The sequence below is a fragment of the Geodermatophilus sp. SYSU D00697 genome (assembly GCF_054050175.1).
In genome coordinates, this window is the sequence record NZ_JBJGYV010000005.1 from 1 (window position 1) to 26,145 (window position 26,145).

Consider the following 26,145-nt stretch of genomic DNA (forward strand, 5'->3'; position numbering starts at 1 on the left):
GGGCCGGCGCGGCGGGGGAAGACGCCGCGCCGGTCCGGGTGGTCAGTGGGTGAGGCGGTCGACGGCGGTACGCAGGCCGGCGGCATCCGGGACAGCTCGTCCACCGCGACCCGCGGCTGGGTCGGGGCCTCGGTGCTCCTGGGGTCGTGCACGGGGACTGTCAGCGCCCCCCGAGGCCGTTCCACGGATTCTCTGGTTCCTGCAGGAGTACTGGGGTGCGGCGCCACTCTCGGGCATTCCGCACGGTTCTGTTGCGCATTGGCGTGCGTGTCGCCGCGCTCCTCCGAGAACTGTCAGCGACCGCTTCTCCCCGGATTCTTCGTCGACTCCGCGCGCGCCGACCGAGACCATTCCGGGGCGGGGGAGGTCGCACTCCCCCGCCCCGGGGACGGTCAGTAGGTGAAGCGGCCCACCGCCGTCCGCAGCCCCGAGGCCATGCGGGAGAGCTCGTCCACCGCCGTCCGGGTCTGGGCGAGGGCCTGGGTGGTGGAGTCCGCGGCGGTGGAGACGCTGCCGATGTTCTCGGCGATCTGGCCCGAGCCGCCGGCGGCCTCGGCGACCGACCGGGACATCTCCGCGGTGGTCGCGGTCTGCTCCTCGACCGCGGAGGCGATGGTGGTCTGCCGGTCGCTGATCTGCGCGACGACCTGCGAGATCTCCTCGATGGCGGTCACCGCGGCGGTGGTGTCGCCCTGGATGGCCTGCACGCGCTTGGCGATGTCCTCGGTCGCCTTCGCGGTCTCCTGGGCCAGCTCCTTGACCTCGTTAGCGACGACCGCGAAACCCTTCCCGGCCTCCCCGGCCCGCGCCGCCTCGATGGTGGCGTTCAGCGCCAGCAGGTTGGTCTGCTCGGCGATCGAGGTGATCACCTTGACCACGTTGCCGATCTCGGCCGAGGACTCCCCCAGCTTCGCCACCGTGGCCGTGGTCGTCTCCGCCGCGGTCACCGCCCGCGCCGCCACGTCGCTGGCCTCGGCCGCGTTGGTGGCGATCTCCCGGATCGAAGCCCCCATCTGCTCGGCACCGGCCGCCACCGTCGCCACGCTGCGGGAGACCTCCTCGGCCGCGCCGGCCACCACACCGGACTGCGCGGAGGTCTCCTCCGCCGAGACGGCGATCTGCGCCGAGGACGCCGACAGCTCCTCCGAGCTCGCCGCGACCGCGTCGGCCGACGAGGCCACCTCGGCCAGCACCGCGCGCAGGCTCTCCTGCGCCGAGTCCAGCGAGGCCGCCATCTGCCCGAGCTCGTCACGGGAGTGCACGCCGGTGCTCCGGCGCAGGTCGCCGGCGGCCATGGCCTCGACCACGCCCTGCACCGCGCGCACGGTCCGGGTGATCCGGCGGACGACGACCACGGTCAGCGCGCCGGCGAGCGCGGTCGCGACCAGGGCACTCACGACGAGCGTGGTGACGGCCGAGTCGGCCCGGTCAGCGGCGTCCACGTTCCGGGCGGCGGCCTGCGCGGACTGGGCGACACCCTCCTCCTCGAGGCCGTCGGCGATGTCGGTGAGCAGCGGGCTGGAGACCTCCCGGTAGATCGCCGCGTAGGCCGCGAGGTCCCCGCGGTCGGCGGCGGGGAACAGCTGGGTCTCGTTGCTGGTCAGGAACTCCTCGCGGGCGCCGAGGTACTTGTCCATCGCCGCCTGGTCGATGACGTGGGGCTGGTAGTCGTCGAGCGCCGCGTCGACGTCGGCCTGCTTCTCGTCCATCTCGCCGCGCAGCTCGACGCGCCGCGCCGGGTCGGAGACGGCGTACTCGAGCACGCGGGCCCGGTGGGCGGCAGTCGCCCGCTGGACCGCCGAGAGGGCGTTGAGCGGCTCGAGGTTCTCGGTGTAGATGGCCTCCTGGTGCGTCCGCATCTCGGAGATCCGGAGCACCGCGAGGGCGTTGGTCGCGAGGACGACGACCGCCAGCAGCGCGACGACCGCGCCGATCCGGACACCGACCGGCCGGTCGTCGAACCAGCGGGCACGGCCGCCGGCCGGTGGAGCAGGAATGGTGGGGGAGAACACGGGACCCCTCCTGGGAGGCCGATGGCGAAAGGCGCCGGTTGTGCGCTGGGCCAGAGTGTGTCGCCATTCCAGGGAATCGCGCGGACGCCGGACCAGGCTGACTCGGGATCGTGCGGAATCGTTTCCCGCAACCGCGGTCACCGCCGTCCGGGAAGTCCTTTGTCGACAGGCTCGGAACGGTGACCGGCGCGATCCCGGGCGCCTTCCGCCCCGAGTGCGCGGAGGAGGCGGGGAGTTGTCGACGACGAGTGGCCGGTCGCCGCCCACGCGGGCAGCGGTGACCCGAGCCGGTCCCGCGCCACGCCGGGGTCAGGCCAGCAGGTCGGCCAGGTCCTCGAGGAGGCGGACGACGGCATCGAGGCCGGCGACGCGGAACCGGGCCGCGGTCTCCCCCTCGCCGACCTTCACCGAGACGTCGCCCGGGAGCAGGGCTCGGAATGCGTCCTCGTCGGTGCGGTCGTCCCCGAGGTAGACCGCCGCGGCGGCACCGACCTCCTCCCGCAGCCGGCGGAGGGCCCGGCCCTTGTCGGCGTCGGTGACGGCGAGCTCGAGCACCTCCTTGCCGGGCTTCTTCGTCAGTGACGGATCTGCTGCGGCATCGGCCTCGGTCAGCAGCGCGGCGGCCGCGGCCCGGTCCGCCACCTGCCGCACGTGCACCGCCACGCTGGCCGGCTTGACCTCCAGGCGGGCCCCGGGGACGTCGGCGACGAGGGGCGCCAGTCGCTCGGCGAGGGCGTCGCGCCGGCCGGCGAGCTCGCCGGTGAGCGGGCCGTCGAACTCCGCACCGTGGCTGCCCACCCAGCGGTAGGGGCCGGCCAGCCCGCTGACCGCCCGCAGGTCGGCGACACCGCGGCCGCTGACCAGTGCGACGACGACGCCGGGCCGGGCGGCCACGCGGGCCAGCGCCTCGGCGACACCGGGGGAGGGGACCGCCTCCGAGGGGTCGCCCACCAGGGGGGCGAGCACGCCGTCGTAGTCGCTGGCCACCAGCAGCGGCCGCTGTCCGGCGAGCTCGCGGAGTGCGGCGGTCAGGTCCGCGGGGACGGCGGTCACGCCTGGGCGCGCAGCGCGTCGAAGAACGACGTGGCCCAGTGCTCGAGGTCGTTCTTGGCCAGGTGGCGGCGCATGGCCCGCATCCGCTTGGCCAGCTCGTCGGGCTCCGCGCGCAGCGCCCGCACCAGCTGGTTCTTCACGCCGGCGATGTCGTGCGGGTTCACCAGGAAGGCCTGCTTGAGCTCGGCCGCGGCGCCGGCGAACTCCGACAGGACCAGCGCTCCACCCAGGTCGCTGCGGGCGGCGACGTACTCCTTGGCGACCAGGTTCATGCCGTCCCGGTACGGGGTGACGAGCATGACGTCGGCGGCACGGTAGAGGGCGGCCAGCTCCTCGCGGGGTACCGACTGGTTGATGTAGTGCACGGCCGGGCCGCCGAGCGTGCCGAAGACGCCGTTGATGTGCCCGACCTGCTGCTCGATCGTCTCGCGCATGTGCACGTAGTGCTCGACCCGCTCCCGGCTCGGCGTGGCCACCTGCACCATCACCGTCTGCGGAGCCTCCAGGGCGCCGTCCTCGAGCAGCTCCTGGAAGGCGTTGAACCGGACGGCGATGCCCTTGGTGTAGTCCAGCCGGTCCACCCCGAGGATGATCTTGTCGGGGTTGCCGAGCTCGGCCCGGATCTCCTTGGCCCGCTGGACCACCTCGGGGGAGCCGGCGAGCTCGTCGAAGGCGGCGACGTCGATGGAGATGGGGAACGCCCGGGCGGTGACTGTCCGGCCGTCGTACTCGATGGTCTGTCCCCGCGCCGGGAGTTCGTGCAGCCGGCGGGCCAGCTGGACGAAGTTGGCCGCCGCACTGGGCCGCTGGAACCCGACCAGGTCGGCCCCGAGGAGGCCCTCCACGATCGCCGAGCGCCACGGCAGCTGGGTGAACAGCTCGTAGGGCGGGAACGGGATGTGCAGGAAGAAGCCGATGGTCAGGTCCGGCCGGCGCTGCCGCAGCATCGCCGGGACCAGCTGCAGCTGGTAGTCGTGGACCCACACGATGGCGCCCTCGGCGGCGACCTCGGCGGCCCGCTCGGCGAAACGCTTGTTGACCTGCACGTAGGTGTCCCACCAGGTGCGGTGGTACTCGGGCTTCTCGACGACGTCGTGGTAGAGCGGCCACAGCGAGGCGTTGGACATGCCCTCGTAGTAGCGGTCGACCTCCTCCTCGGAGAGCTCGACCGGGATCAGCGACATGCCCCCGGACTCGAACGGCTCCGGCGCCTCACCGGCCGACCCCGACCAGCCCACCCAGGCGCCGCCGCGGCCGGCGACGAACGGCTCCAGGGCGGTCACCAGCCCGCCGGGGCTGCGCTGCCAGCGCGTCGTCCCGTCCGCATCGGTCACCTGGTCGACCGGCAGCCGGTTGGCCACCACGACGACCGGGCTGTCCGCCCGCTCGCTGCCTGCCGCTGTGTCAGCCATACCGTCCCCGACCCTACTGACCGCCGTCCCCGACGGCAGCCGCAACCCTCATCCCCGGGCCAGGACGTAGGCCCCCGCGGCCGCGCCCAGCCCGAGCACGACGCTGCCGGCCGCGTAGGCCAGCGCGCGGGCCAGGGCCCGCTCCTCGACCAGCCGGACGACGTCGTTGCCGTACGTGGAGAAGGTCGTCAGGGTGCCGCAGAAACCGGTGCCGACCAGCACGACGACGGCCGGGGGGACCGACCGCAGCCCGAGCACGACACCCAGGACCGCACTGCCGACGACGTTGACCGCCAGGGTCCCCACGACACTGCCCCGGCCGCGCCGGGCGACGGCGAGCCGTTCGGCGAGCAGCCGCAGCGGCGCACCCACGAGGGCGCCGGCGGCCACCAGCAACGCGGTCACGCGACCTCCTCCTCGGCAGCGACCTCGGCGCTCCTCGGCACCGGCCGCGGGGCCAGGGCCCGGCCGAGCACCACCCCGGCGACCGCGGCGAGCACCCCGCCGAGGACCGACGCGGCCACGTAGGCCGCCGCGGTGCCCCACGCGCCGACGTCGGCCAGCTCGACGCTCTCCACGGCGAAGGTCGAGAACGTCGTGTAGCCGCCGAGGACGCCGGTGCCCAGGAAGGGGCGCAACCAGGGGCGGTCGGGGTGGACGGCGAACACCGCGCCCAGCAGGACGCCCAGCACCAGGCAGCCGGTGAGGTTCACCAGCAGCGTGGCCCACGGCCAGGTCCCCGGGTGGGAGGGGAGGGCCTCGGCGACCCCCCACCGCGCCAGGGCACCCAGGACACCCCCGAGGGCCGCCATCACGTACGCCACCGGCACATCCTCACCCCGACGGTCCTCCCCGGGGGCGGGGCTGCCCTTCCTCAGCGGCGGCGGGTCTCGGGGAACAGCAGGTCGACGAAGCGCTCGACGGTCGGCTGCGGCTCGTGGTTGGCCAGCCCTGGGCGCTCGTTGGCCTCGATGAACACGTGCTCGGCGCCCTCGACGTCGGGCACCAGGAAGTCCAACCCGGTCACCGGGATGCCGATCGCCCGGCTGGCCCGGACGGCCGCCTGCGCGATCGCGGGGTGCAGCCGGTCGGTGACGTCCTCGATCGTGCCGCCGGTGTGCAGGTTCGCCGTCCGCCGGACCCGGATGCGCTCGCCGGTGGGCGGGACGTCGTCCATCCCGTACCCGGCTTCGGCCACCACCTCGGCGGTCGTGTCGTCCAGCGGGATCCGGGACTCCCCGCCGGTGGCCCGCTCCCGGCGCCGGCTGCTCGCCTCCACCAGCTGCGTCACCGGGCTGCGGCCGTCACCGACCACCTCGGCCGGACGGCGGACGGCGGCGGCCACCACCTCGTGGTCGATGACCACCACCCGCAGGTCGTCGCCCTCGACCAGTTCCTCGACGAGCACGTCGGGGCAGAACTGCAGCGCGACCCCGACCGCCCGTTCGAGCGCCTCGGGGGAGGCCACACCGACGGTGATGCCGCGGCCCTGCTCCCCGCGGGCGGGCTTGACGACGACCTCGCCGCACTCCTCGAGCAGCCGCCGGGCGTCGTCCAGGGCCCCCTCGGCGGCCCGCACGCCGCGGGGCACCCGGACGCCGGCCCGCTCCATGATCCGGCGGGTGACGCGTTTGTCGTCGCAGCGGCTCATGGCCACCGCCGTGGTGAACTCCGACAGGGACTCGCGGGTGAGCACCGTCCGGCCGCCCAGCGACAGCCGCATCTCACCCCACTCGGCGTCGGTGACCTCGACCCGCACCCCGCGCCGGAGCGCCTCCTCGGCGATGATCCGCCCGTAGGGGTTGAGGTCCTCCAGGCCCTCGGGCAAGGAGGCGAACAGCGGCGCGTTGATCGGGTTCTTCCGCTTGAGGCAGACCGCGGGGGTCCGCTGGAAGCCGAGCTTGCGGTACAGCGCGATCGCCCCGGCGTTGTCGTGCAGCACCGACAGGTCCAGGTAGGCCCGCCCGCGGCCGACGTAGCGCTCGGCCAGCACGCGCACCAGCGCCTCCCCGGTGCCCGGCGGCGCGTCCTGGGCGTGCACGGCCAGGCACCACAGGCTCGCCCCGCCCTCGGGGTCGTCGAAGGCGAGCACGTGGTCGACGCCGGTGACCGTGCCGACGATCCGGCCGGTGCGCCGGTCCTCGGCCACCAGGTAGGTGAACGTGCGGGTGCGGTGGTTGGCCCACATCGTCTCCGGGTCGCCGGTGACCATGGCGTTGCGGGCGTAGATGTCGTTGACCGCGTCCATCTCCGCCAGCGCGGTCACCGTCCGCACGAAGACGCCCCGGATCAGCTCGGGCCGCGGCCGGTACCGGTGCAGGTCGAGCCGGTAGGTGTAGCTCGGGTCGATGAACAGCTCGTCGGGGGCCAGCCCGACCAGCACGTGCGGGTCGCGCGGGTAGATGCAGATGTCGCGGCGGCCGCTCTCCTCGGCGCGGAGGGCGTCGACGATGCCGCGCATGTCGGCGAAGGTCTGGCCGAAGACCAGCCGCCCCCAGCCCATGTCGAGGACGACGTCGGTGCCCATGCCCTGCCGCTGGTGCTCCGAGGGCTGCTGCCACGAGCGGCTGGTGAACGAGGGGGTGTCGGCGACGGCGGTACGGCGCCGGTGGCCGGCGATGCGGGGACTCATCCGCGCCCCCTCACACCCCGTGGGTCTGCAGCCAGAGCTCGAGCAGGCCCAGCTGCCACAACTTGTTGCCCCGCAGCGGCGTCAGCTCGCCGTTCGGGTCGGCCAGCAGCGCGTCGACGTACTCGGGGCGGAACAGGCCGCGCGCGCGGGCCGCCTCGCCGGTGAGCGCGTCGCGCACCAGGTCGAGCACCTTGCCCTGGAGGTGAGTGATCGCCGGGACCGGGAAGTAGCCCTTCGGGCGGTCGATGACCTCCGGCGGGATGATCCGCCGTCCGATCGCCTTGAGCACGCCCTTGCCGCCGTCGGCCAGCTTGAGCTCCGGCGGGCACATCGCGGCCAGCTCGACCAGGTCGTGGTCGAGGAAGGGCACCCGGGCCTCCAGGCCCCAGGCCATGGACATGTTGTCGACCCGCTTGACCGGGTCGTCGACCAGCATGACCTCGCTGTCGAGGCGCAGCGCGGCGTCCACCGCGGTCTGGGCGCCGGGCATGGACATGTGCCGCCGGACGAACTCCAGGCTCGGGTCCCCGTCGCAGGTGTAGCGGTCGGCCACCAGCCGCGCCATGTCCGCGGCGTCGCGGTCGAAGAAGGCCGCGGCGTACCGCTCGACGGCCTCCTCGCGGCCGACGTCGGCCAGCGGCGGGTACCAGTGGTAGCCGGCGAAGACCTCGTCGGCGCCCTGGCCGGACTGCACGACCCGGATCGACTGGCTGACCCGCTCCGACAGCAGGTCGAAGGCGACGACGTCGTGGCTGACCATGGGCTCGGCCATCGCGCCGATCGCGTGCCCGAGGGCGGCGGCGAGCTCGTCGGAGGCGACCCGGATGCGGTGGTGGTCGGTGGCGAACCGCTCGGCGATGACGTCGGAGTACTGGAACTCGTCGCCCTCGCGGCCCCCGACGGCCTCGAAGCCGATCGAGTACGTGGCCAGCCCGGTCTGCCCCTCCTGCGCGAGCAGCCCGACGATCAGGCTGGAGTCCAGCCCGCCGGAGAGCAGCACGCCGACCGGGATGTCGGCGACCAGCCGCCGGCGGACGGCGACCCGCAGCGCCTCCTCGATCGCGTCCTCCCAGTCCCGGTTCGACCAGGAGGCGTGCTCCGGGCGGCGCTCGTAGGTCGCGTTCCAGTAGCGCTCCTCGCGGGAGGTGCCGTCGGCCTCGATCACGCGCACGGTGGCCGGCGGGAGCTTCCGGACGCCGTTGACGATGGTCCGCGGCGCCGGCACGACGGCGTGCCAGGTCAGGTAGTGGTGCAGGGCCACCGGGTCGATCGAGGTGTCGACGTCCCCCGCCTTCAGCAGCGCCGGCAGCGACGAGGCGAACCGCAGCCGGCCGGGTGTCTCGGCCAGGTAGAGCGGCTTGATGCCCAGCCGGTCGCGGGCCAGCACGACCCGGCCGGTGTCCCGCTCGTGGATGACGAAGACGAACATCCCGTGCAGGTGCGAGACGACGTCGGCGCCCCAGTGGTGGTAACCCTTGAGGATCACCTCGGTGTCACTGGTGGAGAAGAAGCGGTAGCCGTGCCCCTCCAGCTCGGCGCGCAGCTCCTTGTAGTCGTAGATGCACCCGTTGAAGACCGCGGTCAGGCCGAGCTCGCTGTCCACCATCGGCTGGGAGCCGTGCGGGGACAGGTCGATGACCGACAGCCGGCGGTGCCCGAAGGCCACCCGCCCGTTGCTCCACGAGCCCTGGCCGTCGGGGCCGCGGGGGACGAGGGCGTCGACCATCCGCGCCACGGCGGTGGTGTCGGCCAGGGAGCCGTCGAACCGGATCTCGCCGGAGAGGCCGCACATGTCCTCGATCCAACCCCACGTTCCCGGACCCCGCGACGGGGCCGGGAGAACGTCACACCGACGCAACACAGCCCGGTTCCACGTGGAACCGACGCGGCGGCGGCGGCCGGCGATGACCAGGTGACCTGATCGTGGAGCGTCCTCCCACACGGTGGGCGGTGGGGGAGGACGCCGGATGACCAGGTCACCTGATCATCGCCCGCGCCGCTGCAGACCTGCGGGAAGACCGCCCCCGCCAGATCCCCAGGCGCGGCCGGCGCCGGGCCCAGGAGGGGCTGACCCGCGGCGCTCAGCTGTAGTACAGGGCCACGGGCCGCCCGTCGATCTCCCGGACGTCGACGGTGGTGTCGTAGACCGCCGCGAGCACCTCGGGGCGCATGACGTCGCGCGCGGGGGCGTCCGCGACGACACCCCCGTCGCGCATGGCGACGATGCGGTCGGCGTAGGTCGCCGCGAAGTTGACGTCGTGCAGCACGGTGACGACCCGCTTGCCGAGCTCGTCGGCCATCCTCCGGACCAGCCGCATGATCTCGGTCATGTGCCGCAGGTCCAGGTTGTTGAGCGGCTCGTCGAGCAGGACGTACTTGGTGTCCTGCGCGAGCACCATCGCGATGAAGGCCCGCTGGCGCTGCCCGCCCGAGAGCTCGTCGAGGAACCGGTTCCGGTAGGGGTCCAGGTCCAGGTAGGCGATCGCGCGCTCGATGTGCTCCCGGTCGACCACCGTGAGCCGCCCCCGGGAGTGCGGGAAGCGACCGAACTCCACGAGGTCGTGCACGGTCAGGCGCGCGGCGACGTGGTTGTCCTGGCGGAGCACCGCGAGCACCTTGGCCAGCTCGGAGGACGGCGTCGTCGCGACGTCCATCCCGTCCACCGTCACCCGGCCGGCATCGGGCCGGACGAGGCGGCTCACCAGCCCGAACAGGGTCGACTTGCCGGCGCCGTTGGGCCCGATGAGCGCCGTCACGCCCTCCGCGCCGAACGCGATCGAGAGGTCGTCGACCACCGGCTGGCCGTTGTAGCGCTTCGTGGCGCCCTCGAGCGCGATCACCGCGCCCCCTTCCGCAGGACGAGGTACAGGAAGAACAGCCCGCCGGCGAAGTCGATGACCGTCGAGAGGGCGCCGCCGAAGCCGAACGCCCGCTCGAGGACCAGCTGGCCGCCCAGCAGGCAGACCATGCCGATGAGCACGGCGGTGGGCACCGTCCACACGTGGCGGAAGGAGCCCGCGTAGGAGTAGGCCAGGTTCGCGACGATCAGGCCGAAGAACAGGATGGGTCCGACCAGCGCCGTCGACGCGGCGATCATCACCGAGACGATCGTGAAGAGGGTCATCACGACGCGCCGGTGGTCGACGCCCAGGCCCACGGCGGCCGGCTCGCCGAGCGTCAGCACGTCCAGCGTGCGCAGCAGCGGCACGACCGCGACGCAACCGAGGGCGACGAGCAGCGCGGTGAGCGCCAGCAGCACCTCGTCGGGGCGCGTGAGCGAGGCGAACACCGCGTCGGTGAGCACCTGGAAGTCCAGCGGGTCGAGCATCCGCTGCATCCACTCGGTGAAGCTGCGGAAGAACGTGCCCAGCACGATGCCGACCAGCAGCATGAGGTGGATGGACCGTCGCTTGCCGCCGAACAACCAGGTGAACAGGACGACGCTGAAGGCCACCATGACGACGACCTGGACGATCCACAGGGTGAACGGGTCGGCAGCCAGGAACGACGCCGACCCGGCGGAGAAGACGATGACCGTCGAGACGAGCACGTAGAACGCGTCGAACCCCATGATCGACGGGGTCAGGATGCGGTTCTGCGTGATCGTGTGGAACACCACCGTCGAGACCCCGACCGCCGCCGCGACGACGAGCATCGCGAGCACCGTGAGGCTGCGGATCTCCAGCGCGAAGGCGAGCGAGCCGGGGACGTCGGTGAAGCAGTAGGCGGCGGCCAGGCCGAAGACGGCGACGCCCAGCGCGGCCAGGCGGACCCGGGGGTCGGTCCAGCGCGCGGTGGACCGGGCACGGGAGGCGGCGGGACGGGTCGTCGGGGGAGCGGGGTCAGTGAGCACGGCTCCCCCGTCGCAGCAGCAGCCAGAGGAACAGCGCCGCGCCGATGACGCCGACGATGACCGACAGCGGGATCTCGTAGGGGAACCGCACGACCCGCGCGAGGATGTCGCAGGCCAGGACGAACACCGCCCCCAGCCCGGCGACCCACGGGATCGCGCGGCGCACGTTGTCGCCGATGAGCAGGCTGACGACGTTCGGCACGACCAGCCCCAGGAAGGGGATCAGGCCTGCCGTGACCAGCACCGCCGCCGTGATCACCGCGATGAGCACCATGCCGACGGCCACCCACCGGCGGTGGTCGAGCCCCAGGTTGGTCGCGAACTCCTCACCGAGCCCGATCACGCTGAAGCGGTCGGCGGCGAACCAGGCGACCGCGACCATGGCCGCCGCGATCCACACGAACTCGTAGCGGCCCTGCATGACCGTGGCGAAGCTGCCCTGCGACCACTGCCCGAGGGACTGCAGCAGGTCCAGGCGGTAGGCGAAGAACGTGGTTGCCGCGCCCACGACACCACCGAGCATGATGCCGACCAGCGGCACGAGCACGAGCTGGCGCACGGGCACGGCCCGCACCACGCGGAGGAACACCCAGGTGCCGGCGAGGCCGAAGACGGCGGCGACACCCATCTTCCCGATGACGGCCATGCCCGGGGAGAACACGATCGTGACCAGCATGCCGAGGGTCGCGAACTCGCTGACGCCGGTCGTGCCGGGCTCCACGAACTTGTTGCGGACGAGCATCTGCATGATCAGCCCGGCGATGCCCAGGGAGGCGCCGACGAGGACCACGGCGACGGTGCGGGGGATGCGGCTGGCCACGAGCAGGAAGGCCGCGTTGCTCTCCGGCCCGCCGGCGAGGACCGACCCCAGGGACACGTCGGACACACCGACGAACAGGCTCGCGAGCGCCAGGACCGCGAGGAGGACGCCGACGAGCACCCCCACCCAGGTGCGGCCGGGCCGCACGCGGGCAGGGGTGCTCGTCGGGGTCGTGTCGAGCGCCGTCACAGGGGACGGGAGGGGTGCTCGTACAGGTGCGACCTGGTCACGCAGCGATCTGCAGGACGTCGTCGATCATGATCTTCGTGGTGTCGATGCCGCCGAAGACGACGTACCAGGCCACCGGGTCGAGGTAGTGGATCTGGTCGTTCTGGAACGCGGTCGTCTGCTCGACGATGTCGTTGTCGAGGACCGCCGCGGCCGCCTGCGCACCCTCCTCACCGGTGGCGGCGTCGCGGTCGACGACCCACAGGTGGTCGGGGTTGGTCTCGAGCAGGAACTCGAAGGAGACCGGCTCGCCGTGCGTGGCGGCCTGGATGTCCTCGACCACGGGCTGCACGCCGAAGGCGTCGTAGATCAGCCCGCCGCGCGCGCCGCGCCCGGACGCGTCCTCGCCCGCCGGGGCCATCGCGCTGAGCTCACCCCCGGAGACCATGATGCCCAGGCCCGTGCCCGCCTCGGCCGTGGCGGCCTTCGCCTCCTCGATGCCCGCTTCGACCTCGTCGATCGCCGCGGCCGCCTCGTCCTCGGCACCGAGCACCTCGCCGAGGAAGGTGGCGTTGCGCTCGAGGGTCTCGGTGTACGAGCCGCGCAGGCCCAGGTCGACGGTCGGGGCGATCTCGCTGAGGTCCTCGTACAGCGCCGAGGAGCGGCCGCCGATCACGATCAGGTCGGGCTGCTGCGACTCGATCTCGACGAGGTCGGCCTCGAACAGGGTGCCGGCGTTGAAGGCGTCGTCGGCCAGGTACTGCTCGAGGTAGCCCGGCACCGAGTCGAGCGGGGCGCCGGCGACCTCGCCGCCGAGCGCGCCGATGGTGTCGAGGCTGGCCATGTCGAAGACGACGATCCGCTCGGGGTCCTTCGGGACGTCGACCGTGGTCTCCTCGAGGACGGGCTCCTCGTCCTCGGCGGCGGTGTTCCGGTCCCACGTGAAGGAGACGGTCTCGGCTGCCGCCGTCCCGGCTTCGGCGGTGTCCTCGCCCTCGCCGCACCCGCTGAGCGACAGGGCGGTGGCCACGGTGAGGGAGAGGGCGGCCAGCGGCCGGGCGGCGGTGCGCATCGTGCTCCTGAGGGAAGGCTTGGCTAACTGAGGGCGGCCTAACTTGTCACACCACCCGTCACCGCTGTCAACCGGGTCACCGGCCGCCGGTTGTCGGGCGGGCAGCAGGGGCAGGGGAGGGACATGGAGAAGCGCACCCTCGGAGACCTGACCGTGTCCGCCCAGGGGCTGGGCTGCATGGGGATGAGCGAGTTCTACGGCACCGGTGACCAGGCCGAGGCCGAGCGGACCATCCGCCGCGCCCTGGACCTCGGCGTCACGTTCCTCGACACCGCCGACATGTACGGCCCGTTCACCAACGAGCGGTTGGTGGGCGCGGCGATCGCCGGTCGCCGCGACGAGGTCGTCCTCGCCACCAAGTTCGGCAACGAGCGCGGCGAGGACGGCTCCTTCCGCGGGATCAACGGCCGGCCGGACTACGTCCGCAGTGCCTGCGACGCCTCCCTGCAGCGGCTGGGCGTCGACGTCATCGACCTCTACTACCAGCACCGGGTCGACACGACCGTGCCCGTCGAGGACACCTGGGGCGCCCTGCGCGAGCTGGTCGAGGCGGGCAAGGTCCGCCACCTCGGCATCTCCGAGGCCGCGCCGGAGACCATCCGCCGCGCGCACGCCGTCACGCCGGTGACGGCCGTGCAGACCGAGTACTCGCTGTGGACCCGCGACCCCGAGGACGACGGCGTCCTGGCCACCTGCGCCGAGCTCGGCATCGGCTTCGTCGCCTACTCGCCGATCGGCCGCGGCTTCCTCTCCGGGCAGATCCGCAGCATCGACGACCTGGCCCCCGACGACTTCCGCCGGCGCAACCCGCGCTTCCAGGGCGAGAACTTCGTGCGCAACCTCGAGCTGGTCGACCGGGTCCGCGAGGTCGCCGACGAGAAGGGCGTCACCGCGACACAGCTCGCGCTGGCCTGGGTGATGGCGCAGAGCGACCGCGGGGGCTTCCCGACCATCGTGCCGATCCCCGGCACGAAGCGGGTGGCCTACCTCGAGGAGAACGCCGCCGCCGCCGACGTCCGGCTCTCCGACGACGACCTGCGCCGGCTGGACGAGGCCGCCCCCGCCGGCGCCACCGCCGGGGACCGCTACCCGGACATGTCCACCGTGCACCGCTGAGCCGGCCAGGGCTGCTCCTCGCCCGACCCGTCCGACCGTTCGGTGACCAGCGCGGCCACGTGCTCGCGCGCCGGGCCGTGCAGCCGGGCGCAGAGCTCCTGCCAGGCCTCCCACAGCTCCGCACCGGGCCAGCCCGGCGGCCGCAGCGCGTCGGGGAGCATCGGGTCGCTGACGCCCACCCGGCGGATCTCGGCGAGGACCCGCAGGTGGGTCACCAGTGCCGAGACCCCGTCGGGCGCGGGGCCGGCCAGCACGGCGCGGATGCCGTCGATCACCCGGCGGTAGGCGGCGGCGACCCCCTGCAGGTCCCAGCACCGGGCGGCCAGCTCGGTGTCCGAGCCGCCGGTCTCCTGGGTCACCTGGGCGGTGAGCAGGTCCAGCCGGCTCAGCGGCTCCCGCGCCAGCTCGGTGCGGACGTCGTCCAGGGCGACCTTGTGCGGGGACAGCCAGGTGGCCGGGGCCAGCGGGCCGAACCCGTGACGGGTGAGCGTGCGCCGCACCCGCTCCCGGGCCGACCGGTCGGTCTCGGGCACCGTGTAGATGACCATCCGCCAGCGGCCGTCCCAGGGCCCCAGCCGCTCGTCGAGCCGGGCCCACCGGGCACGGACTGCGGCCCGCAGGTCGTCGGTCGGCGTGTAGAGCGTCTCGCGGCCGCGGCGGGAGGCGGCCAGCCACCCGGACCGGCGCAGGGCGGCCGTCGTCATGCGGGTGGTGGGCTCCGCGACCTCGAAGGCCTCGAGCAGGGTCACCAGGGCCCGGAGGCGCACGGGCTGGTCGGTCACGGCGTCCAGGTGCTCGGAGAAGAGATCGACGACCAGATCGCGGACGGTCATGGCGGTCCTTTCGGCACGCCCGTCACCGGGCGCGCCCCCGTGGTGTCCGTCCCGGCCGAGGGCGGTGCCCGGGACGTTCCCCCTGGGCGCGAGGATGGCATCCGTGCCCAGCGCCGTTCCCGCGAGGTCCCCCCGGTGACGCCGGTGCTGGTCGTGGCGGTCACCGTGCTCGCCGCCGCGGTGGCCCTGGCGGGCCTCGCCTCGACCCTCGCGCGCCGCCGGATCGGCCTGCTGCACCTGTGGGCGACCGCGCTGCTGGAGGTGGTCCTGCTGGTGCAGGTGGTGCTCGCCGTCGTCCTGCTGGTGCGCGGTGAGCGCCCGGCCGACACCCCCACCTTCCTGAGCTACCTGGCCGGCGTCGCGCTGCTGCCGGTGGCCGGCGGGCTCTGGGCGCGCTCGGAGCCGACCCGCTGGGCCGGCACGGTGCTGGCGGTCGCCGCCGCCGCGGTGGGGGTCATGATCTGGCGGTTGCTGCAGCTGTGGGAGGCGACGGGTGGCTGATCCGGGACGACGGGGCGTCGACGGCGCGGGGCAGGACGCGGCGACCTCGACCGGCGGGGGCCCGGGGCGCGTGCTGGTCGCCGTCTACGGCGTGTTCACCCTCGCCGCCGGGGCGCGGGCGGCCGTCCAGCTGTCGACGCGGTTCGCCGAGGCGCCGGTGGCCTACCTGCTGTCCGCGCTGGCCGCGGTCGTCTACCTCGTCGCCACGGTGGCGCTGGCCCGCGGCGGCCGGCGCACCGCCCTGACCGCCATCTCGATCGAGCTGGCCGGGGTGCTGGTGGTGGGGACGCTGTCCCTGCTGGACCCGGCGGCCTTCCCCGACGAGACGGTCTGGTCGGCCTACGGCCGGGGTTACCTGTTCATCCCGCTGGTGCTGCCGGTGGTCGGCCTGCTGTGGCTGCGGCGACGGGCGGCGGCCACGCGGGAGGGCACCCCCCGCTGACCGGCCGCCGCCTCGCCGGGACTCAGAAGTCCCCGCCGCCGCCGAAGTCCCCGCCGAAGTCGCCGCCGAAGTCCCCGCCGCCCATGTCGCCGCCGTAGTCGCCCTGCGCGCCGCCGGCGAAGTCACCACCGGGGTCGCCGCCGTAGTCGCCCTCGGCCCCGTCGGCGTGACCCGCGGCGTAGGCCTCCTCGTCCCCGCCGCCGAACAGGCCGCCGTCGCCCAGCCCGGTGTCGAACAGGGCGTCGGCCACCGCGGTCCCGACGACCAGGCCGCCGACGGTGCCCAACAGGCTGGCGCCCATCATGCTGCCGAAGCTGGGCCCGCCGAACCCGCCGCCGTAGCCCCCGCCGTACGCCGGCCCGTACCCCGGGCCCCCGCCGTACCCCGGGCCGTAGCCGCCGAAGGCGCGCTCGAGAGTGCCGGGGTGGCGCATCTCCGCCCGGGTGGCGGCGCGGGCGAGGCTGCGCGGGTCGTCGCCGTGCGCCCGCTCACCGGCCGCGGCGAGCTGGTCGAGGACCTGCCGCCGCTGCTCGGGGGTGAGTTGCCCGAACGCCTCGGCGTGCGCCTCCTCGATCTTGTCCGGCGGCGCGGTCCGCAGCAGGTAGCGGTAGCGCTCGATGGCCCGCTCGTCGTCCGAGCGGCCGGCGGGCGGCGGCGGTGGCGGTGGCGGCGCCTCGTAGCCCTCGTACCCGCGGCCGTACCCCTGGTCGTGGGCGGGCCGGCGGCGGCCGAAGAGCCGGTCGAGCAGTCCCATGGCGATCGTCTCCCTCCACGTGGGACACGACGTGCCCCGCTGCTGGGTTCCCGCCGGACGCCCGCCCACACCTGCCGGGTGGAACCGCAGGTCAGCGCCGACGTGGTGGTGGCCGCCCCGTGCGAGCCGCGGCTACTGTCGTGTCGTGCCGGCCGACCGGGACGCCCGCCCCCAGGCGCCCACCCACCCGCCCGACGACGTCAGCGACCCCCGGCAGGCCGGCATCGTGAGCGCCGCCACCGCCGTCGTCTCCGAGCACGAGTGCTCCGGCACCGCGTCGGCGGCACTGCCCGGCGTCCTGGCCGACGTGCCGGTGGCCGTCCTGGTCATCGACCGGGAGGCCGGTTCGGTCATCTACGCCAACACCAAGGCGGTCCAGATGGCCGGCAACGTCTCGCTGCCGGTCGACGTCGACACCTGGGGCGGCTCGGCGGGCCTGACCGACCTCGGCGGCCGGCCCCTGGCCAGTACCACCGGGCCGCTGTCGCTGGTCGCCCAGGGACAGCCGGTCAACGGCGAGGCGGTCCGCCTCACGCCGGGGCGCAGCACCGAGGCCGACCGCGCGGCGGTCGAGGGCGGTCGCGAGCACCTGCTGTGGGTGACCGGCTTCCCGCTTTCCCGGCCGGGCAGCGAACAGCAGCTCTCCCTCGTCGTCTTCCTGGAGGTCGACCCCGGCGGCGCCGAGGCCGACCCCGACCGCTACCTGCAGGCGCTGCGGGAGCGGGCGGTGGTCGCCACCGACATCGCCTTCACCATCTCCGATCCACAGGAGCCGGACAACCCGCTGATCTGGGTCAACCCGTCGTTCACCCGGATCACCGGCTACGGGTACGAGGAGGCGGTCGGCCGCAACTGCCGGTTCCTGCAGGGCCCGGCGACCGACCCGGAGGCGGTCGCGGAGGTCCGCGCGGCCATCACCGCCCAGCGCACCGTCACCACGACGCTGCTCAACTACCGCGCCGACGGCACGGCGTTCTGGAACCAGCTCTCCATCAGCCCGGTGTTCGACGGCGAGGGGACCCTCGTCAGCTTCGTCGGCGTGCAGACCGACGTCACCGAGCGGGTGCGCGTCGAGCGCCAGCGCGAGGCCGCCTTCGCGGCCGAGCAGATCGCCCGCCAGGAGGCCGAGCTCGCCCGAGCCACGGCCGAGCAGTCGCGCGCCGACGCCGAGAAGGCGCGCGCGGAGGCCGAGAAGGCGCGCGCGGAGGCCGAGCGCGCACAGACCCGGTTGGCGCTGATGGCCGAGGCGACCAGCACGCTGATCGCCACCCTGGACCTCACCGACCTGCTCGACCGGCTGGCCCGGCTGTGCGTGCCCCTGGTGGCCGACTGGGTGTTCATCACCCTCGTCGACGACACCGGCGCGGTCCTCCGCACCGCGTTCCGGCACCGTGAGGGCCGCGAGGAGGAGCTGCGCCTGCTGAGCACGGTGCACGCCCCCCACCTGCCCCCCGGCTCCCCGACCCGCCGCAGCATCAGCACCTCCCGGCCCGTCGTCGTGCAGCACGCCGACGAGCAGACGGAGGAGCTGCTCGCCAGCGACGCCGCCCGGGAGGCCTTCGCCCGGATCGGCGGGAGGTCGCTGCTGGCGGTGCCGATGGTCGCCCGCCGCCGCACCCGCGGCGCGATCCTGCTCGGCCGCACCGCCGCCGGTCGGCCGTTCACCCAGGACGACGTCGACCTCGCCGAGGACCTCGCCCGCCGCGCGGCGCTGGCCATGGACAACGTGCGCCTCTACCAGCAGGAGCACACGGTCGCCGACACCCTGCAGCGCTCCCTGCTGCCGCAGCTGCCGGAGATCCCGGGCATCGAGGCCGCCGCGCACTACGTCAGCGCCTCCGAGGCCGCGGACGTGGGCGGTGACTTCTACGACCTGCTGCACCTGCCCGACGGCTCGGTCGGCGTGGTGATCGGCGACGTCGTCGGGCACGACATCGCCGCGGCGGCCGCGATGGGCCACCTGCGCGGGCTCATCCGGGCCTGCGTCTGGGAGGCGCCCGACCCCGACCCGGGCATCGTCCTGGCCCGGGTCGACCGGCTGGTGCAGGGGCTGGGCGTGGCCTCGATGGCCACGCTGGTCTACGCGCGGGCGGTCCCGCCGGCCGAGCCCGGCGGGGCGTGGCGGGTGCACCTGGCCAGCGCCGGCCACCCGCCGCCGCTGCTGCGCGGGGCGGACGGCGCGGTGCGGGTGCTGGACGAGGTGGCCGGGCTGCTGGTCGGCGTCGACGGCGGTGCCCGGCGGCCGTCGACGGTGCTCGACGTCCCCCCGGGCACCACCCTGCTCGGCTACACCGACGGGCTCATCGAGCGGCCGGGGGAGGACCTCGACCGCGGCGTCGCCGAACTGGTCACCCGGCTGGCCGCCAGCCCGCCCGAGGCGACGCCCCGACAGCTGTGCGACGCCGCGGTGGCCGCGGGCCTCGACGGCCGCGACGACGTCGCGCTGATCGCCGTCCGGTTCGGCTGACGTCGGTCAACCGTCCGGTCCGGCTGACGGCGCTCAGCCGTCCGCTTCTGCCGACGGCGCTCAGCCGTCGGTCCCCGCGAGCAGCCCGTAGGCCCCGCGGTGGAACAACAGCGGGCGCCGCCGCCCGTCGGCGCCGAGGTCCAGCACGCGGGCGGCGACCAAGGTGTGGTCGCCGCCGTCGTACTCGGCCCACAGCTCGCAGTCGATCCAGGCCACGACGTCGTCGAGCACCGGCTGCCCCTGCCGGCTCGGACGCCAGTGCACCCCGGCGAACTTGTCCACGCCCGAGCGGGCGAAGGTGCCCGAGAGGTCGTGCTGGTCCTCGGCGAGGACGTTGACGCAGAAGCGGCCGATGTCCCGCAGCCGCGGCCAGGTGCGCGACGTGCGGGCGGGGGCGAACACCACGAGCGGCGGGTCCAGCGACAGCGAGCTGAACGACTGGCAGGTGAAGCCGACCGGACCGTCCTCGGCCAGGGCGGTGACCACGGTGACCCCGGAGGCGAAGTGTCCGAGCACCTCGCGCATGACCTTCTGGTCGATGACCTCGACCGCGCCCTCCGTGCCGGGGTCGACCTCGCTCATGACCCCACCCAACCACGGGTGCGGCGAGCCGGCCCACGTGTCCTCGGGCCGGCCTGAGCCGGCCTCAGGCAACGGTCGCGGCGTTGCGGGGGACCGAACGGCCGCCCGCCCGGTAGAGCGAACTGGGCAGCTCGTGCCCGACGGCGTCCTCGGTCACCCGCGCGGCGGCCAGGACCGCGTCGAGGTCCATCCCGGTGCGCACGCCGGACTCCTCGAGCATGTAGACCAGCTCCTCGGTGGCGATGTTGCCGCTCGCGCCGGGCGCGAACGGGCAGCCGCCCAGACCGCCGACCGACGAGTCGAGCTGGGTGACCCCGGCCTGGACGGCGGCCAGCGCGTTGGCCTGCCCGGTGCCACGGGTGTCGTGGAAGTGGACGCCGACCGCGATGCCGGGGCACGCCCGACGGACGGCGTCGAGGAGCTGGACCACCCGCAGCGGCGTCGTCGTCCCGATGGTGTCGCCCAGGCAGAGCTGGTCGGCCCCGGCGGTGACCGCGGCCCGGGCGACGTCGACCGTCCGGCCGATCGGCGTGCGGCCGTCGAAGGGGCAGTCCCAGGCGGTGGCGATGACGACCTCGAGCGAGCCGCCCGCGCCGTGGGCGAGGCCGGCGATCTCCGCCACCGCCCCGACCGCCTCGGCGGTGGAGCGCCCCGCGTTGGCCCGGCTGTGGCCGTCGGAGGCCGAGACGACGTACTCCAGGTTCGACATGCCCGCGTCCACCGCCCGGGTCGCGCCGCGGGGGTTGGCCACGAGGGCCGACCAGAGGACGCCGCCCCACCGGGAGAGCTCGGCGGCGACCGCGTCGGCGTCGGCGAGCGCCGGGACGGCCTTCGGCGAGACGAACGACGTCGCCTCGATGCGCCGCACCCCTGTCGCCACCAGGGCTTCCAGCATCCGCAGCTTGGCCTCCAGCGGCACCGGCGCCTCCAGCTGGAGCCCGTCGCGCATGCCCACCTCGCGGACGTCCACGGCGGCCGGCAGCACCAGGTCGAACTCGTTCACGGGAGCTCCCCTCGTCGGACCACGCCACGCTGCACGCCCCATCCTCCCCCGCCGGGAGGTTCCACGTGGAACCGTCCGGGGCACTCCAGGTCGAGAACCTGCAGCAACTGGCCCCTGTTCTGCGCAGAATGTCCGGCACGGAGGTGGGATGTGACGAACGCCGGCACGTTGCCACCGGCGGACCGCCGGAGCGCGTTCGCCAACGCCCCCATGGGCATCGTCCTCGCCACGCCGTCCGGCCACGTGGTCGACGCCAACCCCGCCTTCGGCGCCATGCTCGGCCGCAACACCGACGACCTCTACGGCTGCTCGGTGCTCGAGCTCATCCACCCGGAGGACGCGCCGAGCACGGCCGAGGCCTACTCCGAGCTGGTCGAGCGGCGCCGCACGATGCGGCACGAGACCAGGCTGGTCCGCCAGGACGGCAGCGTGGTGCCGGTGCAGGTCACCTCCTCGTGGGTGGCCGAGACGCCGGAGGGGGACCCGCCCCACGTGGTGGCGATCGTCGAGGACATCACCGAGCGCAAGGCGCTCGAGGCCGCGCTGGTCCACCGCTCGCTGCACGACCCGCTCACCGGCCTGCCCAACCGCATCCTCTTCAGCGACCGGCTGCGGCACGCCCTGGAGCGCGGGCACCGCGAGCGCACGCCCACCTGTCTGCTCGGCATCGACCTCGACGGCTTCAAGGAGATCAACGACGAGTACGGCCACCCGGTCGGCGACGCGGTGCTGGTCGCGTTCGCCGAGCGGCTGACCTCGGTGCTGCGGGCCAGCGACACCGCCGCCCGCGTGGGCGGGGACGAGTTCAGCATCGTGTGCGAGAACAGCGAGCGCGCGGACGCCGAGGCGCTGGCCGAGCGGCTGCGGCACACCGTCACCGAGCCCCTGCGGGTCGAGACGGAGACCATCCCGCTGAGCATGAGCATCGGGATCGGCACGGTCGCCGGCGGGACCGACCCGGAGCTGGCGTTCGAGCTGCTGGTACGCGAGGCCGACGAGGCCATGTACGCCGACAAGGCCGCGCGCCGGCGCTGAGCCCCCGGCCCTCGGCGGGGTCCGCTCTCAGCCGCGCCAGCGGCCGACGACGTCGGTGAACGCGGCCGCCGCCTGCTCGAGCTCGGCGAGTTCCACGTACTCGTCGACGGCGTGCATCACCGCAGGGGTCCCTGGCCCCCACACCACGATGGGCGCGCCGCCCACCACCTGCCCGAGCACCGAAGCGTCGGTGAAGTAGGTGGCCGGCGTGGGCAGCACGGGGGCGGGCAGGGAGGCCACCCACGGGTCGTCGGCGGGGGTGCCGACGGGTGGCAGGTCCACGCGGACGTCGACGTCGGCCACCTCGGGCTGGTCCCGCCACCAGGCGAGCAACGGCGCGCCGTCGGCGACCGTGCGCATGTCGACCACGACCTCGGCGCGGTCGGGGACGACGTTCGGCACCGTGCCCCCCGCGACCACGCCGGGGTTCCACGTCTCGGTACCGAGGAACGGGTCGCCGCGCAGCGGCAGCGCACCGCCGGCCCGCCCGAGGACCGCCACGAGGTCCAGGACGGCGTTGTGCCCGCGCTCGGGCGTGCTGCCGTGCGCCGCCCGCCCCGCCGTCCGGACGGCGAGCCAGAGCGCCCCCTTGTGCCCGAGGACGACCTGGTTGCCGGTGGCCTCCGGGACGATGACTGCCCCCACCGACTGGTCGGCGACCGCGGCGGCCGCGGCGGCGGCTCCCTTCGAGCCGATCTCCTCGTCGCTGGTGAGCAGCAGCGCGACGGGGACCTCGGGGTCGGCGGCCGCCAGCGCCGCGGCCGCCGCGACCACGCCGGCCTTCATGTCGCTCCCGCCGCGGCCCCACACCCGGCCCTCCTCGAGGTCCGCGCCGAAGGGGTCGCGCTGCCAGGCGCCGGGGTCGGGCACCGGCACGGTGTCGACGTGACAGGCCAGCAGGAGCTGGCGGCGGTCGGGGTCGGCCGGGGTCCGCAGCAGCGTCCAGGGGTGGTCGGGGTCGCGGCCCGCGGTCACCTGCAGGTGCGGGGCACGCTGGCGGAGCACGTCGGCGAGGACGCCCAGCACGTCGCGCTGGGCGACGGCGTCCCCCGAGACCGTCGTCCGGCCCACCAGTTCCCGCACCAGCCCCACGACGTCCAGACCCTCGGCCATCCCCTGATCGTCGTCGGTCGCCGGGGAATCCGCCGCTCGTCGCGCGTGGCCGGCCTGGGGCGCCGGGCGCCGAAGGCCCTCGGCAGCCCACGCTCCGCCCGCCACTGCTCAGCCGCCGAGGGCGGCGGTGACGACGGCGCGGGCCTCCTCCTGTACCTGGGCGAGGTGGTCGGGGCCGTGGAAGGACTCCGCGTAGACCTTGTAGACGTCCTCGGTGCCCGAGGGCCGGGCGGCGAACCAGGCGTTCTCGGTGACCACCTTCAGCCCACCGATCGCGGCGTCGTTGCCGGGTGCGCGCGTGAGCTTGGCGGTGATCGGCTCACCGGCCAGCTCGGTGGCGGTGACGTCCTCCGGCGACAGCTTGCCGAGCTGGGCCTTCTGCTCGCGGGTGGCGGGGGCGTCGATGCGGGCGTAGCTCGACTCCCCGTACTGCGCGGTCAGCTCGGCGTGCAGCTGGGACGGTGAGCGGCCGGTCACCGCCTGGATCTCGCTGGCCAGCAGCGCGAGGAGGATGCCGTCCTTGTCCGTCGTCCACACCCGGCCGTCCCGGCGCAGGAACGACGCGCCGGCCGACTCCTCGCCGCCGAAGCCGACCGACCCGTCGAGCAGTCCGGGCACGAACCACTTGAACCCGACCGGCACCTCCACCAGCCGCCGGCCCAGGCCGCCGACGACCCGGTCGATGAGGGACGACGACACCAGCGTCTTGCCGACGGCGGTGTCCGCGCCCCAGTCGGGCCGGTGCGAGAAGAGGTAGGAGATCGCGACGGCGAGGAAGTGGTTGGGGTTCATCAGCCCGCCGTCGGGGGTGACGATGCCGTGCCGGTCGGCGTCGGCGTCGTTGCCCGTGGCGACCTGGAACTGCTCGCGCTTGCCGATCAGCGAGGCCATGGCGCTCGGCGAGGAGCAGTCCATCCGGATCTTGCCGTCCCAGTCCAGCGTCATGAACCGCCAGGTCGGGTCGACCAGCGGGTTCACCACGGTCAGGTCCAGCCGGTGCCGCTCGGCGATCGCCCCCCAGTAGTCGACGCTCGCCCCGCCGAGCGGGTCGGCGCCGATGCGCACCCCGGCATCCCGGACGGCGTCGAGGTCGAGCACCGACGGCAGGTCGTCGACGTAGGCGCCGAGGAAGTCGTGGCTGCGCGCCGCCGCCCGCGCCCGCGTGAACGGGATCCGCGCGACGCCCTCCAGGCCGGCGCGGAGGAGCTCGTTGGCCCGGTCGGCGATGGTCCTGGTCGCGTCGGTGTCGGCCGGGCCGCCGGAGGGCGGGTTGTACTTGAAGCCGCCGTCGCGGGGCGGGTTGTGCGACGGGGTGACGACGATGCCGTCGGCGAGGCCGGAGGTGCGCCCCTCGTTGGCCGTGAGGATCGCGTGGCTGAGTGCCGGCGTGGGCGTGTACCGGTCAGCAGCGTCGACGAGGACCTGCACGTCGTTGGCGACGAGGACCTCCAGCGCGCTGGCCCAGGCCGGCTCGGACAGCGCGTGGGTGTCCCGGCCGAGGAACAGGGGACCGTCGTGGCCCTGGGCCGCCCGGTACTCGCAGATCGCCTGGGTGGTGGCGAGGATGTGCGCCTCGTTGAACGCACCGTCGAAGGCGGAGCCGCGGTGGCCGGAGGTGCCGAAGGCGACCTGCTGCGCCGGGTCGGCCGGGTCCGGTTCCCGCGTGTAGTACGCGGTGACCAGCGAGGCCACGTCGATGAGGTCGCTCGGCCGGGCCGGCTGTCCGGCGAGGGGGTCGGTCATGCGCTGATCTTGGCCCGTGGGCCGCACCGGGCGCGACCGGTGCCCGGTCGTCGGTCCCGCCAGGAGTGCTCCTCGCACGGTGTCTCGCCGTCCGTTCCGCAGGTCATCTCGGCTCCTCCCGCCGTGCCCATCCCACCAGGCGGAGCACTCCGACGCGGGCCGTCGTCCACAGGTGCGTCCTCCGTCCACAACCCGTCTGAGCTGGGGCTTCCCGTCGTACCGCGGCCCTACTCTCGACCTGTCGATCCGGTGCCGTCGCGAGGGAGGAGGCGAGGTGTCCGAACTCCGCTCCGCCCTCGACGGGCTGGCCGAGACCGACCTCGACGGCCTGTCCGACGCCGCGCTGCTCGACCTCGTGGGTGAGCTCTCCACCGCCGCCAACCGGGTGGCCGCCGCACTGACGTCGGTCGTGCGCGCGGCCGACCGGCGAGAGTCCCACCGCCACGACGGCGCGGTGTCCATGAAGGCCTGGCTGCGCGGGAGCTGCCGCCTGGCCCCGGCGGAGGCGACCGCGATCGTGTCCGCCGGCCGACGCCTCGATCAGCTGCCGACCACGGCCGCGGCCTTCGCCGCCGGCCAGCTGACCGCCACCCACGTCCGCGTGATCACCCGCGCGGTGACCCCGCGCCGGATCGCCCAGGCCGCCGAGGCGGGTATCGAGCTCGCGGAGACCGACCGCATCATGGCCGCACTGGCCCGGGAGACCGGCCCGACCGAGACGGCGCGCGGCGTGGCCCGCTGGGTGGCGGGGGTCGATCCCGACGGCGCTCTGGACGAGGCGGCCGACACCCAGCGGCGGTTCACCATGGCCTCCGGCCTCGACGGCCGGGTGCACGTCCGCGGTGAGCTGGACCCGGTCGGCGGCGAGTACGTGCACACCGCGCTGGCCGCGCTCATGAACGGCGACCGCCCGGCCGGTGACACCCGCTGCCACGCGGAGCGGCAGGCCGACGCCCTCGTCGCCCTGGCTCGCGGTGCCCTCGACGGCGGCGGGCTGCCCGACGTGCGCGGGGAACGACCGCACGTGCGGGTGACCATCGACTGGCAGTCCCTGTGCGCCGCCCGCGGTGCCCCCGGGGTCGCCGGCGGCGAGCTGGCCTGGGCGGGGCCGATCACCCCCGAGACCGCGCGGCGGCTGGCCTGTGACGCGGGCGTCGCCCGGGTCATCACCGGGCCCGGCGGGCTGCCGCTCGACGTGGGCCGCGCCCAGCGCACCGCCACCGCGTCGATCCGGCGGTCCGTCGAGGTCCGCGACGGTCACTGCGTCTTCGCCGGCTGCGACGCCCCGCCCGAGTGGTGCGACGTCCACCACGTCGTGCACTGGGCCTTCGGCGGCCCGACCTCCTGCGACAACGGCGCACTGCTGTGCGAACGGCACCACACCGCCTGCCACGAGGAAGGCTTCGCCGTCACCCGCGACCCCGGTACGAGCCGCTGGCGCACCTCCCGGCCCGACGGCACCGAGGTCCTCAGCAGGGCCGGCCCGTGACGCCTCCGAGGCGGCGACCCCCGCGCTCCGTGCGGCGGCCGGTCG

The 26,145-nt window shown here is 74.3% G+C and carries 23 protein-coding genes; 6 read left to right on the top strand and 17 right to left on the bottom strand.

All coding sequences use genetic code 11. The features are described 5' to 3' along the window. Positions 1–392: 392 nt before the first annotated feature. From ACI79C_RS06290 to ACI79C_RS06340, 11 genes are all read right to left on the bottom strand, one after another. On the bottom strand, positions 393–2,012 hold the full coding sequence (locus ACI79C_RS06290) for a methyl-accepting chemotaxis protein (protein WP_456944772.1): 1,620 nt from the start codon (positions 2,010–2,012) through the stop codon (positions 393–395). A gap of 309 nt (positions 2,013–2,321) precedes the next feature. Then, positions 2,322–3,065 carry a trehalose-phosphatase gene (gene otsB, locus ACI79C_RS06295; RefSeq protein WP_456944773.1) on the bottom strand — a complete coding sequence of 248 codons (744 nt, stop codon included), beginning with the start codon at positions 3,063–3,065 and terminating at the stop codon, positions 2,322–2,324. After that, a complete protein-coding gene (locus ACI79C_RS06300; RefSeq protein WP_456944774.1) occupies positions 3,062–4,477 on the bottom strand; it encodes an alpha,alpha-trehalose-phosphate synthase (UDP-forming) in 1,416 nt (471 codons plus the stop codon). The genes otsB and ACI79C_RS06300 overlap by 4 nt, the downstream gene beginning before the upstream one ends. Before the next feature lie 48 nt (positions 4,478–4,525). Then, positions 4,526–4,882, bottom strand: coding sequence for a fluoride efflux transporter FluC (locus ACI79C_RS06305; RefSeq protein ID WP_456944775.1), 357 nt, complete (start codon positions 4,880–4,882; stop codon positions 4,526–4,528). Beyond that, entirely contained in the window at positions 4,879–5,301 is a 423-nt protein-coding gene (crcB, locus tag ACI79C_RS06310; RefSeq protein WP_456944776.1) for a fluoride efflux transporter CrcB, read from the bottom strand. The genes ACI79C_RS06305 and crcB overlap by 4 nt, the downstream gene beginning before the upstream one ends. 50 nt (positions 5,302–5,351) lie before the next feature. Continuing rightward, positions 5,352–7,109, bottom strand: a complete 1,758-nt coding sequence (gene ngg, locus ACI79C_RS06315) for an N-acetylglutaminylglutamine synthetase (protein ID WP_456944777.1) — start codon at positions 7,107–7,109, stop codon at positions 5,352–5,354. 10 nt (positions 7,110–7,119) lie between these two features. Further along, positions 7,120–8,901, bottom strand: coding sequence for an N-acetylglutaminylglutamine amidotransferase (locus ACI79C_RS06320; RefSeq protein WP_456944778.1), 1,782 nt, complete (start codon positions 8,899–8,901; stop codon positions 7,120–7,122). 289 nt (positions 8,902–9,190) lie between these two features. After that, positions 9,191–9,949: an iron ABC transporter ATP-binding protein gene (locus ACI79C_RS06325; protein WP_456944779.1), complete on the bottom strand. Its 759-nt coding sequence runs from the start codon at positions 9,947–9,949 to the stop codon at positions 9,191–9,193. Further along, positions 9,946–10,962 carry an iron chelate uptake ABC transporter family permease subunit gene (locus ACI79C_RS06330; RefSeq protein ID WP_456944780.1) on the bottom strand — a complete coding sequence of 339 codons (1,017 nt, stop codon included), beginning with the start codon at positions 10,960–10,962 and terminating at the stop codon, positions 9,946–9,948. The genes ACI79C_RS06325 and ACI79C_RS06330 overlap by 4 nt, the downstream gene beginning before the upstream one ends. Next, positions 10,952–11,929 (bottom strand): ABC transporter permease, encoded by a 978-nt coding sequence (locus tag ACI79C_RS06335; protein ID WP_456944781.1) that lies wholly within the window; start codon positions 11,927–11,929, stop codon positions 10,952–10,954. Before ACI79C_RS06335 ends, ACI79C_RS06330 begins: the two co-directional genes overlap by 11 nt. A 79-nt stretch (positions 11,930–12,008) precedes the next feature. After that, positions 12,009–13,022 carry a siderophore ABC transporter substrate-binding protein gene (locus tag ACI79C_RS06340; RefSeq protein WP_456944782.1) on the bottom strand — a complete coding sequence of 338 codons (1,014 nt, stop codon included), beginning with the start codon at positions 13,020–13,022 and terminating at the stop codon, positions 12,009–12,011. Positions 13,023–13,145: 123 nt separating this feature from the next. Between ACI79C_RS06340 and ACI79C_RS06345 the strand changes: the two genes are divergently transcribed. Next, on the top strand, positions 13,146–14,138 hold the full coding sequence (locus ACI79C_RS06345) for an aldo/keto reductase (protein WP_456944783.1): 993 nt from the start codon (positions 13,146–13,148) through the stop codon (positions 14,136–14,138). On the opposite strand, the gene ACI79C_RS06350 is transcribed toward ACI79C_RS06345, so the two are convergent. Next, complete coding sequence (locus ACI79C_RS06350; RefSeq protein WP_456944784.1) at positions 14,108–14,971, bottom strand: PaaX family transcriptional regulator; 864 nt, start codon at positions 14,969–14,971, stop codon at positions 14,108–14,110. The genes ACI79C_RS06345 and ACI79C_RS06350 overlap by 31 nt on opposite strands. 135 nt (positions 14,972–15,106) lie before the next feature. On the opposite strand from ACI79C_RS06350, the gene ACI79C_RS06355 reads away from it, so the two are divergent. Both ACI79C_RS06355 and ACI79C_RS06360 read left to right on the top strand, forming a co-directional pair. Continuing rightward, on the top strand, positions 15,107–15,472 hold the full coding sequence (locus tag ACI79C_RS06355; RefSeq protein ID WP_456944785.1) for a hypothetical protein: 366 nt from the start codon (positions 15,107–15,109) through the stop codon (positions 15,470–15,472). Further along, positions 15,465–15,914, top strand: a complete 450-nt coding sequence (locus ACI79C_RS06360; protein WP_456944786.1) for a hypothetical protein — start codon at positions 15,465–15,467, stop codon at positions 15,912–15,914. The genes ACI79C_RS06355 and ACI79C_RS06360 overlap by 8 nt, the downstream gene beginning before the upstream one ends. Positions 15,915–15,936: 22 nt before the next feature. On the opposite strand, the gene ACI79C_RS06365 is transcribed toward ACI79C_RS06360, so the two are convergent. After that, a complete protein-coding gene (locus tag ACI79C_RS06365; RefSeq protein WP_456944787.1) occupies positions 15,937–16,668 on the bottom strand; it encodes a hypothetical protein in 732 nt (243 codons plus the stop codon). Between the two features lie 145 nt (positions 16,669–16,813). On the opposite strand from ACI79C_RS06365, the gene ACI79C_RS06370 reads away from it, so the two are divergent. After that, a complete protein-coding gene (locus tag ACI79C_RS06370) occupies positions 16,814–19,135 on the top strand; it encodes a SpoIIE family protein phosphatase (protein WP_456944788.1) in 2,322 nt (773 codons plus the stop codon). A gap of 60 nt (positions 19,136–19,195) precedes the next feature. On the opposite strand, the gene ACI79C_RS06375 is transcribed toward ACI79C_RS06370, so the two are convergent. Together ACI79C_RS06375 and ACI79C_RS06380 are read right to left on the bottom strand one after the other, a co-directional pair. Then, a complete protein-coding gene (locus ACI79C_RS06375; protein WP_456944789.1) occupies positions 19,196–19,717 on the bottom strand; it encodes a flavin reductase family protein in 522 nt (173 codons plus the stop codon). Between the two features lie 64 nt (positions 19,718–19,781). Next, positions 19,782–20,720 carry a hydroxymethylglutaryl-CoA lyase gene (locus tag ACI79C_RS06380; RefSeq protein ID WP_456944790.1) on the bottom strand — a complete coding sequence of 313 codons (939 nt, stop codon included), beginning with the start codon at positions 20,718–20,720 and terminating at the stop codon, positions 19,782–19,784. 150 nt (positions 20,721–20,870) lie between these two features. Here ACI79C_RS06380 and ACI79C_RS06385 point away from each other — a divergent pair, with 150 nt between their 5' ends. Then, positions 20,871–21,755, top strand: a complete 885-nt coding sequence (locus ACI79C_RS06385; protein WP_456944791.1) for a diguanylate cyclase domain-containing protein — start codon at positions 20,871–20,873, stop codon at positions 21,753–21,755. Between the two features lie 27 nt (positions 21,756–21,782). Here the strand turns inward: ACI79C_RS06385 and ACI79C_RS06390 are convergent, their stop codons facing one another. Further along, complete coding sequence (locus ACI79C_RS06390) at positions 21,783–22,868, bottom strand: M20 family metallopeptidase (RefSeq protein ID WP_456944792.1); 1,086 nt, start codon at positions 22,866–22,868, stop codon at positions 21,783–21,785. A 108-nt stretch (positions 22,869–22,976) separates the two neighbouring features. Next, the gene (gene pgm / locus ACI79C_RS06395; protein WP_456944793.1) at positions 22,977–24,611 is read right to left on the bottom strand and encodes a phosphoglucomutase (alpha-D-glucose-1,6-bisphosphate-dependent); all 1,635 of its coding nucleotides are present in this window, start codon (positions 24,609–24,611) and stop codon (positions 22,977–22,979) included. A gap of 274 nt (positions 24,612–24,885) precedes the next feature. Here pgm and ACI79C_RS06400 point away from each other — a divergent pair, with 274 nt between their 5' ends. Further along, positions 24,886–26,100: a DUF222 domain-containing protein gene (locus ACI79C_RS06400; RefSeq protein WP_456944794.1), complete on the top strand. Its 1,215-nt coding sequence runs from the start codon at positions 24,886–24,888 to the stop codon at positions 26,098–26,100. Positions 26,101–26,145 lie beyond the last annotated feature (45 nt).

Excerpts from the sequence above, each read along its gene's own strand:
- ACI79C_RS06300 (WP_456944774.1), bottom strand. The coding sequence starts at position 4,477 with ATGGCTGACACAGCGGCAGGCAGCGAGCGGGCGGACAGCCCGGTCGTC.
- ngg (WP_456944777.1), bottom strand. The coding sequence starts at position 7,109 with ATGAGTCCCCGCATCGCCGGCCACCGGCGCCGTACCGCCGTCGCCGAC.
- ACI79C_RS06320 (WP_456944778.1), bottom strand. The coding sequence starts at position 8,901 with ATGTGCGGCCTCTCCGGCGAGATCCGGTTCGACGGCTCCCTGGCCGAC.
- ACI79C_RS06340 (WP_456944782.1), bottom strand. The coding sequence starts at position 13,022 with ATGCGCACCGCCGCCCGGCCGCTGGCCGCCCTCTCCCTCACCGTGGCC.
- ACI79C_RS06345 (WP_456944783.1), top strand. The coding sequence starts at position 13,146 with ATGGAGAAGCGCACCCTCGGAGACCTGACCGTGTCCGCCCAGGGGCTG.
- ACI79C_RS06350 (WP_456944784.1), bottom strand. The coding sequence starts at position 14,971 with ATGACCGTCCGCGATCTGGTCGTCGATCTCTTCTCCGAGCACCTGGAC.
- ACI79C_RS06365 (WP_456944787.1), bottom strand. The coding sequence starts at position 16,668 with ATGGGACTGCTCGACCGGCTCTTCGGCCGCCGCCGGCCCGCCCACGAC.
- ACI79C_RS06375 (WP_456944789.1), bottom strand. The coding sequence starts at position 19,717 with ATGAGCGAGGTCGACCCCGGCACGGAGGGCGCGGTCGAGGTCATCGAC.
- ACI79C_RS06390 (WP_456944792.1), bottom strand. The coding sequence starts at position 22,868 with ATGGCCGAGGGTCTGGACGTCGTGGGGCTGGTGCGGGAACTGGTGGGC.
- pgm (WP_456944793.1), bottom strand. The coding sequence starts at position 24,611 with ATGACCGACCCCCTCGCCGGACAGCCGGCCCGGCCGAGCGACCTCATC.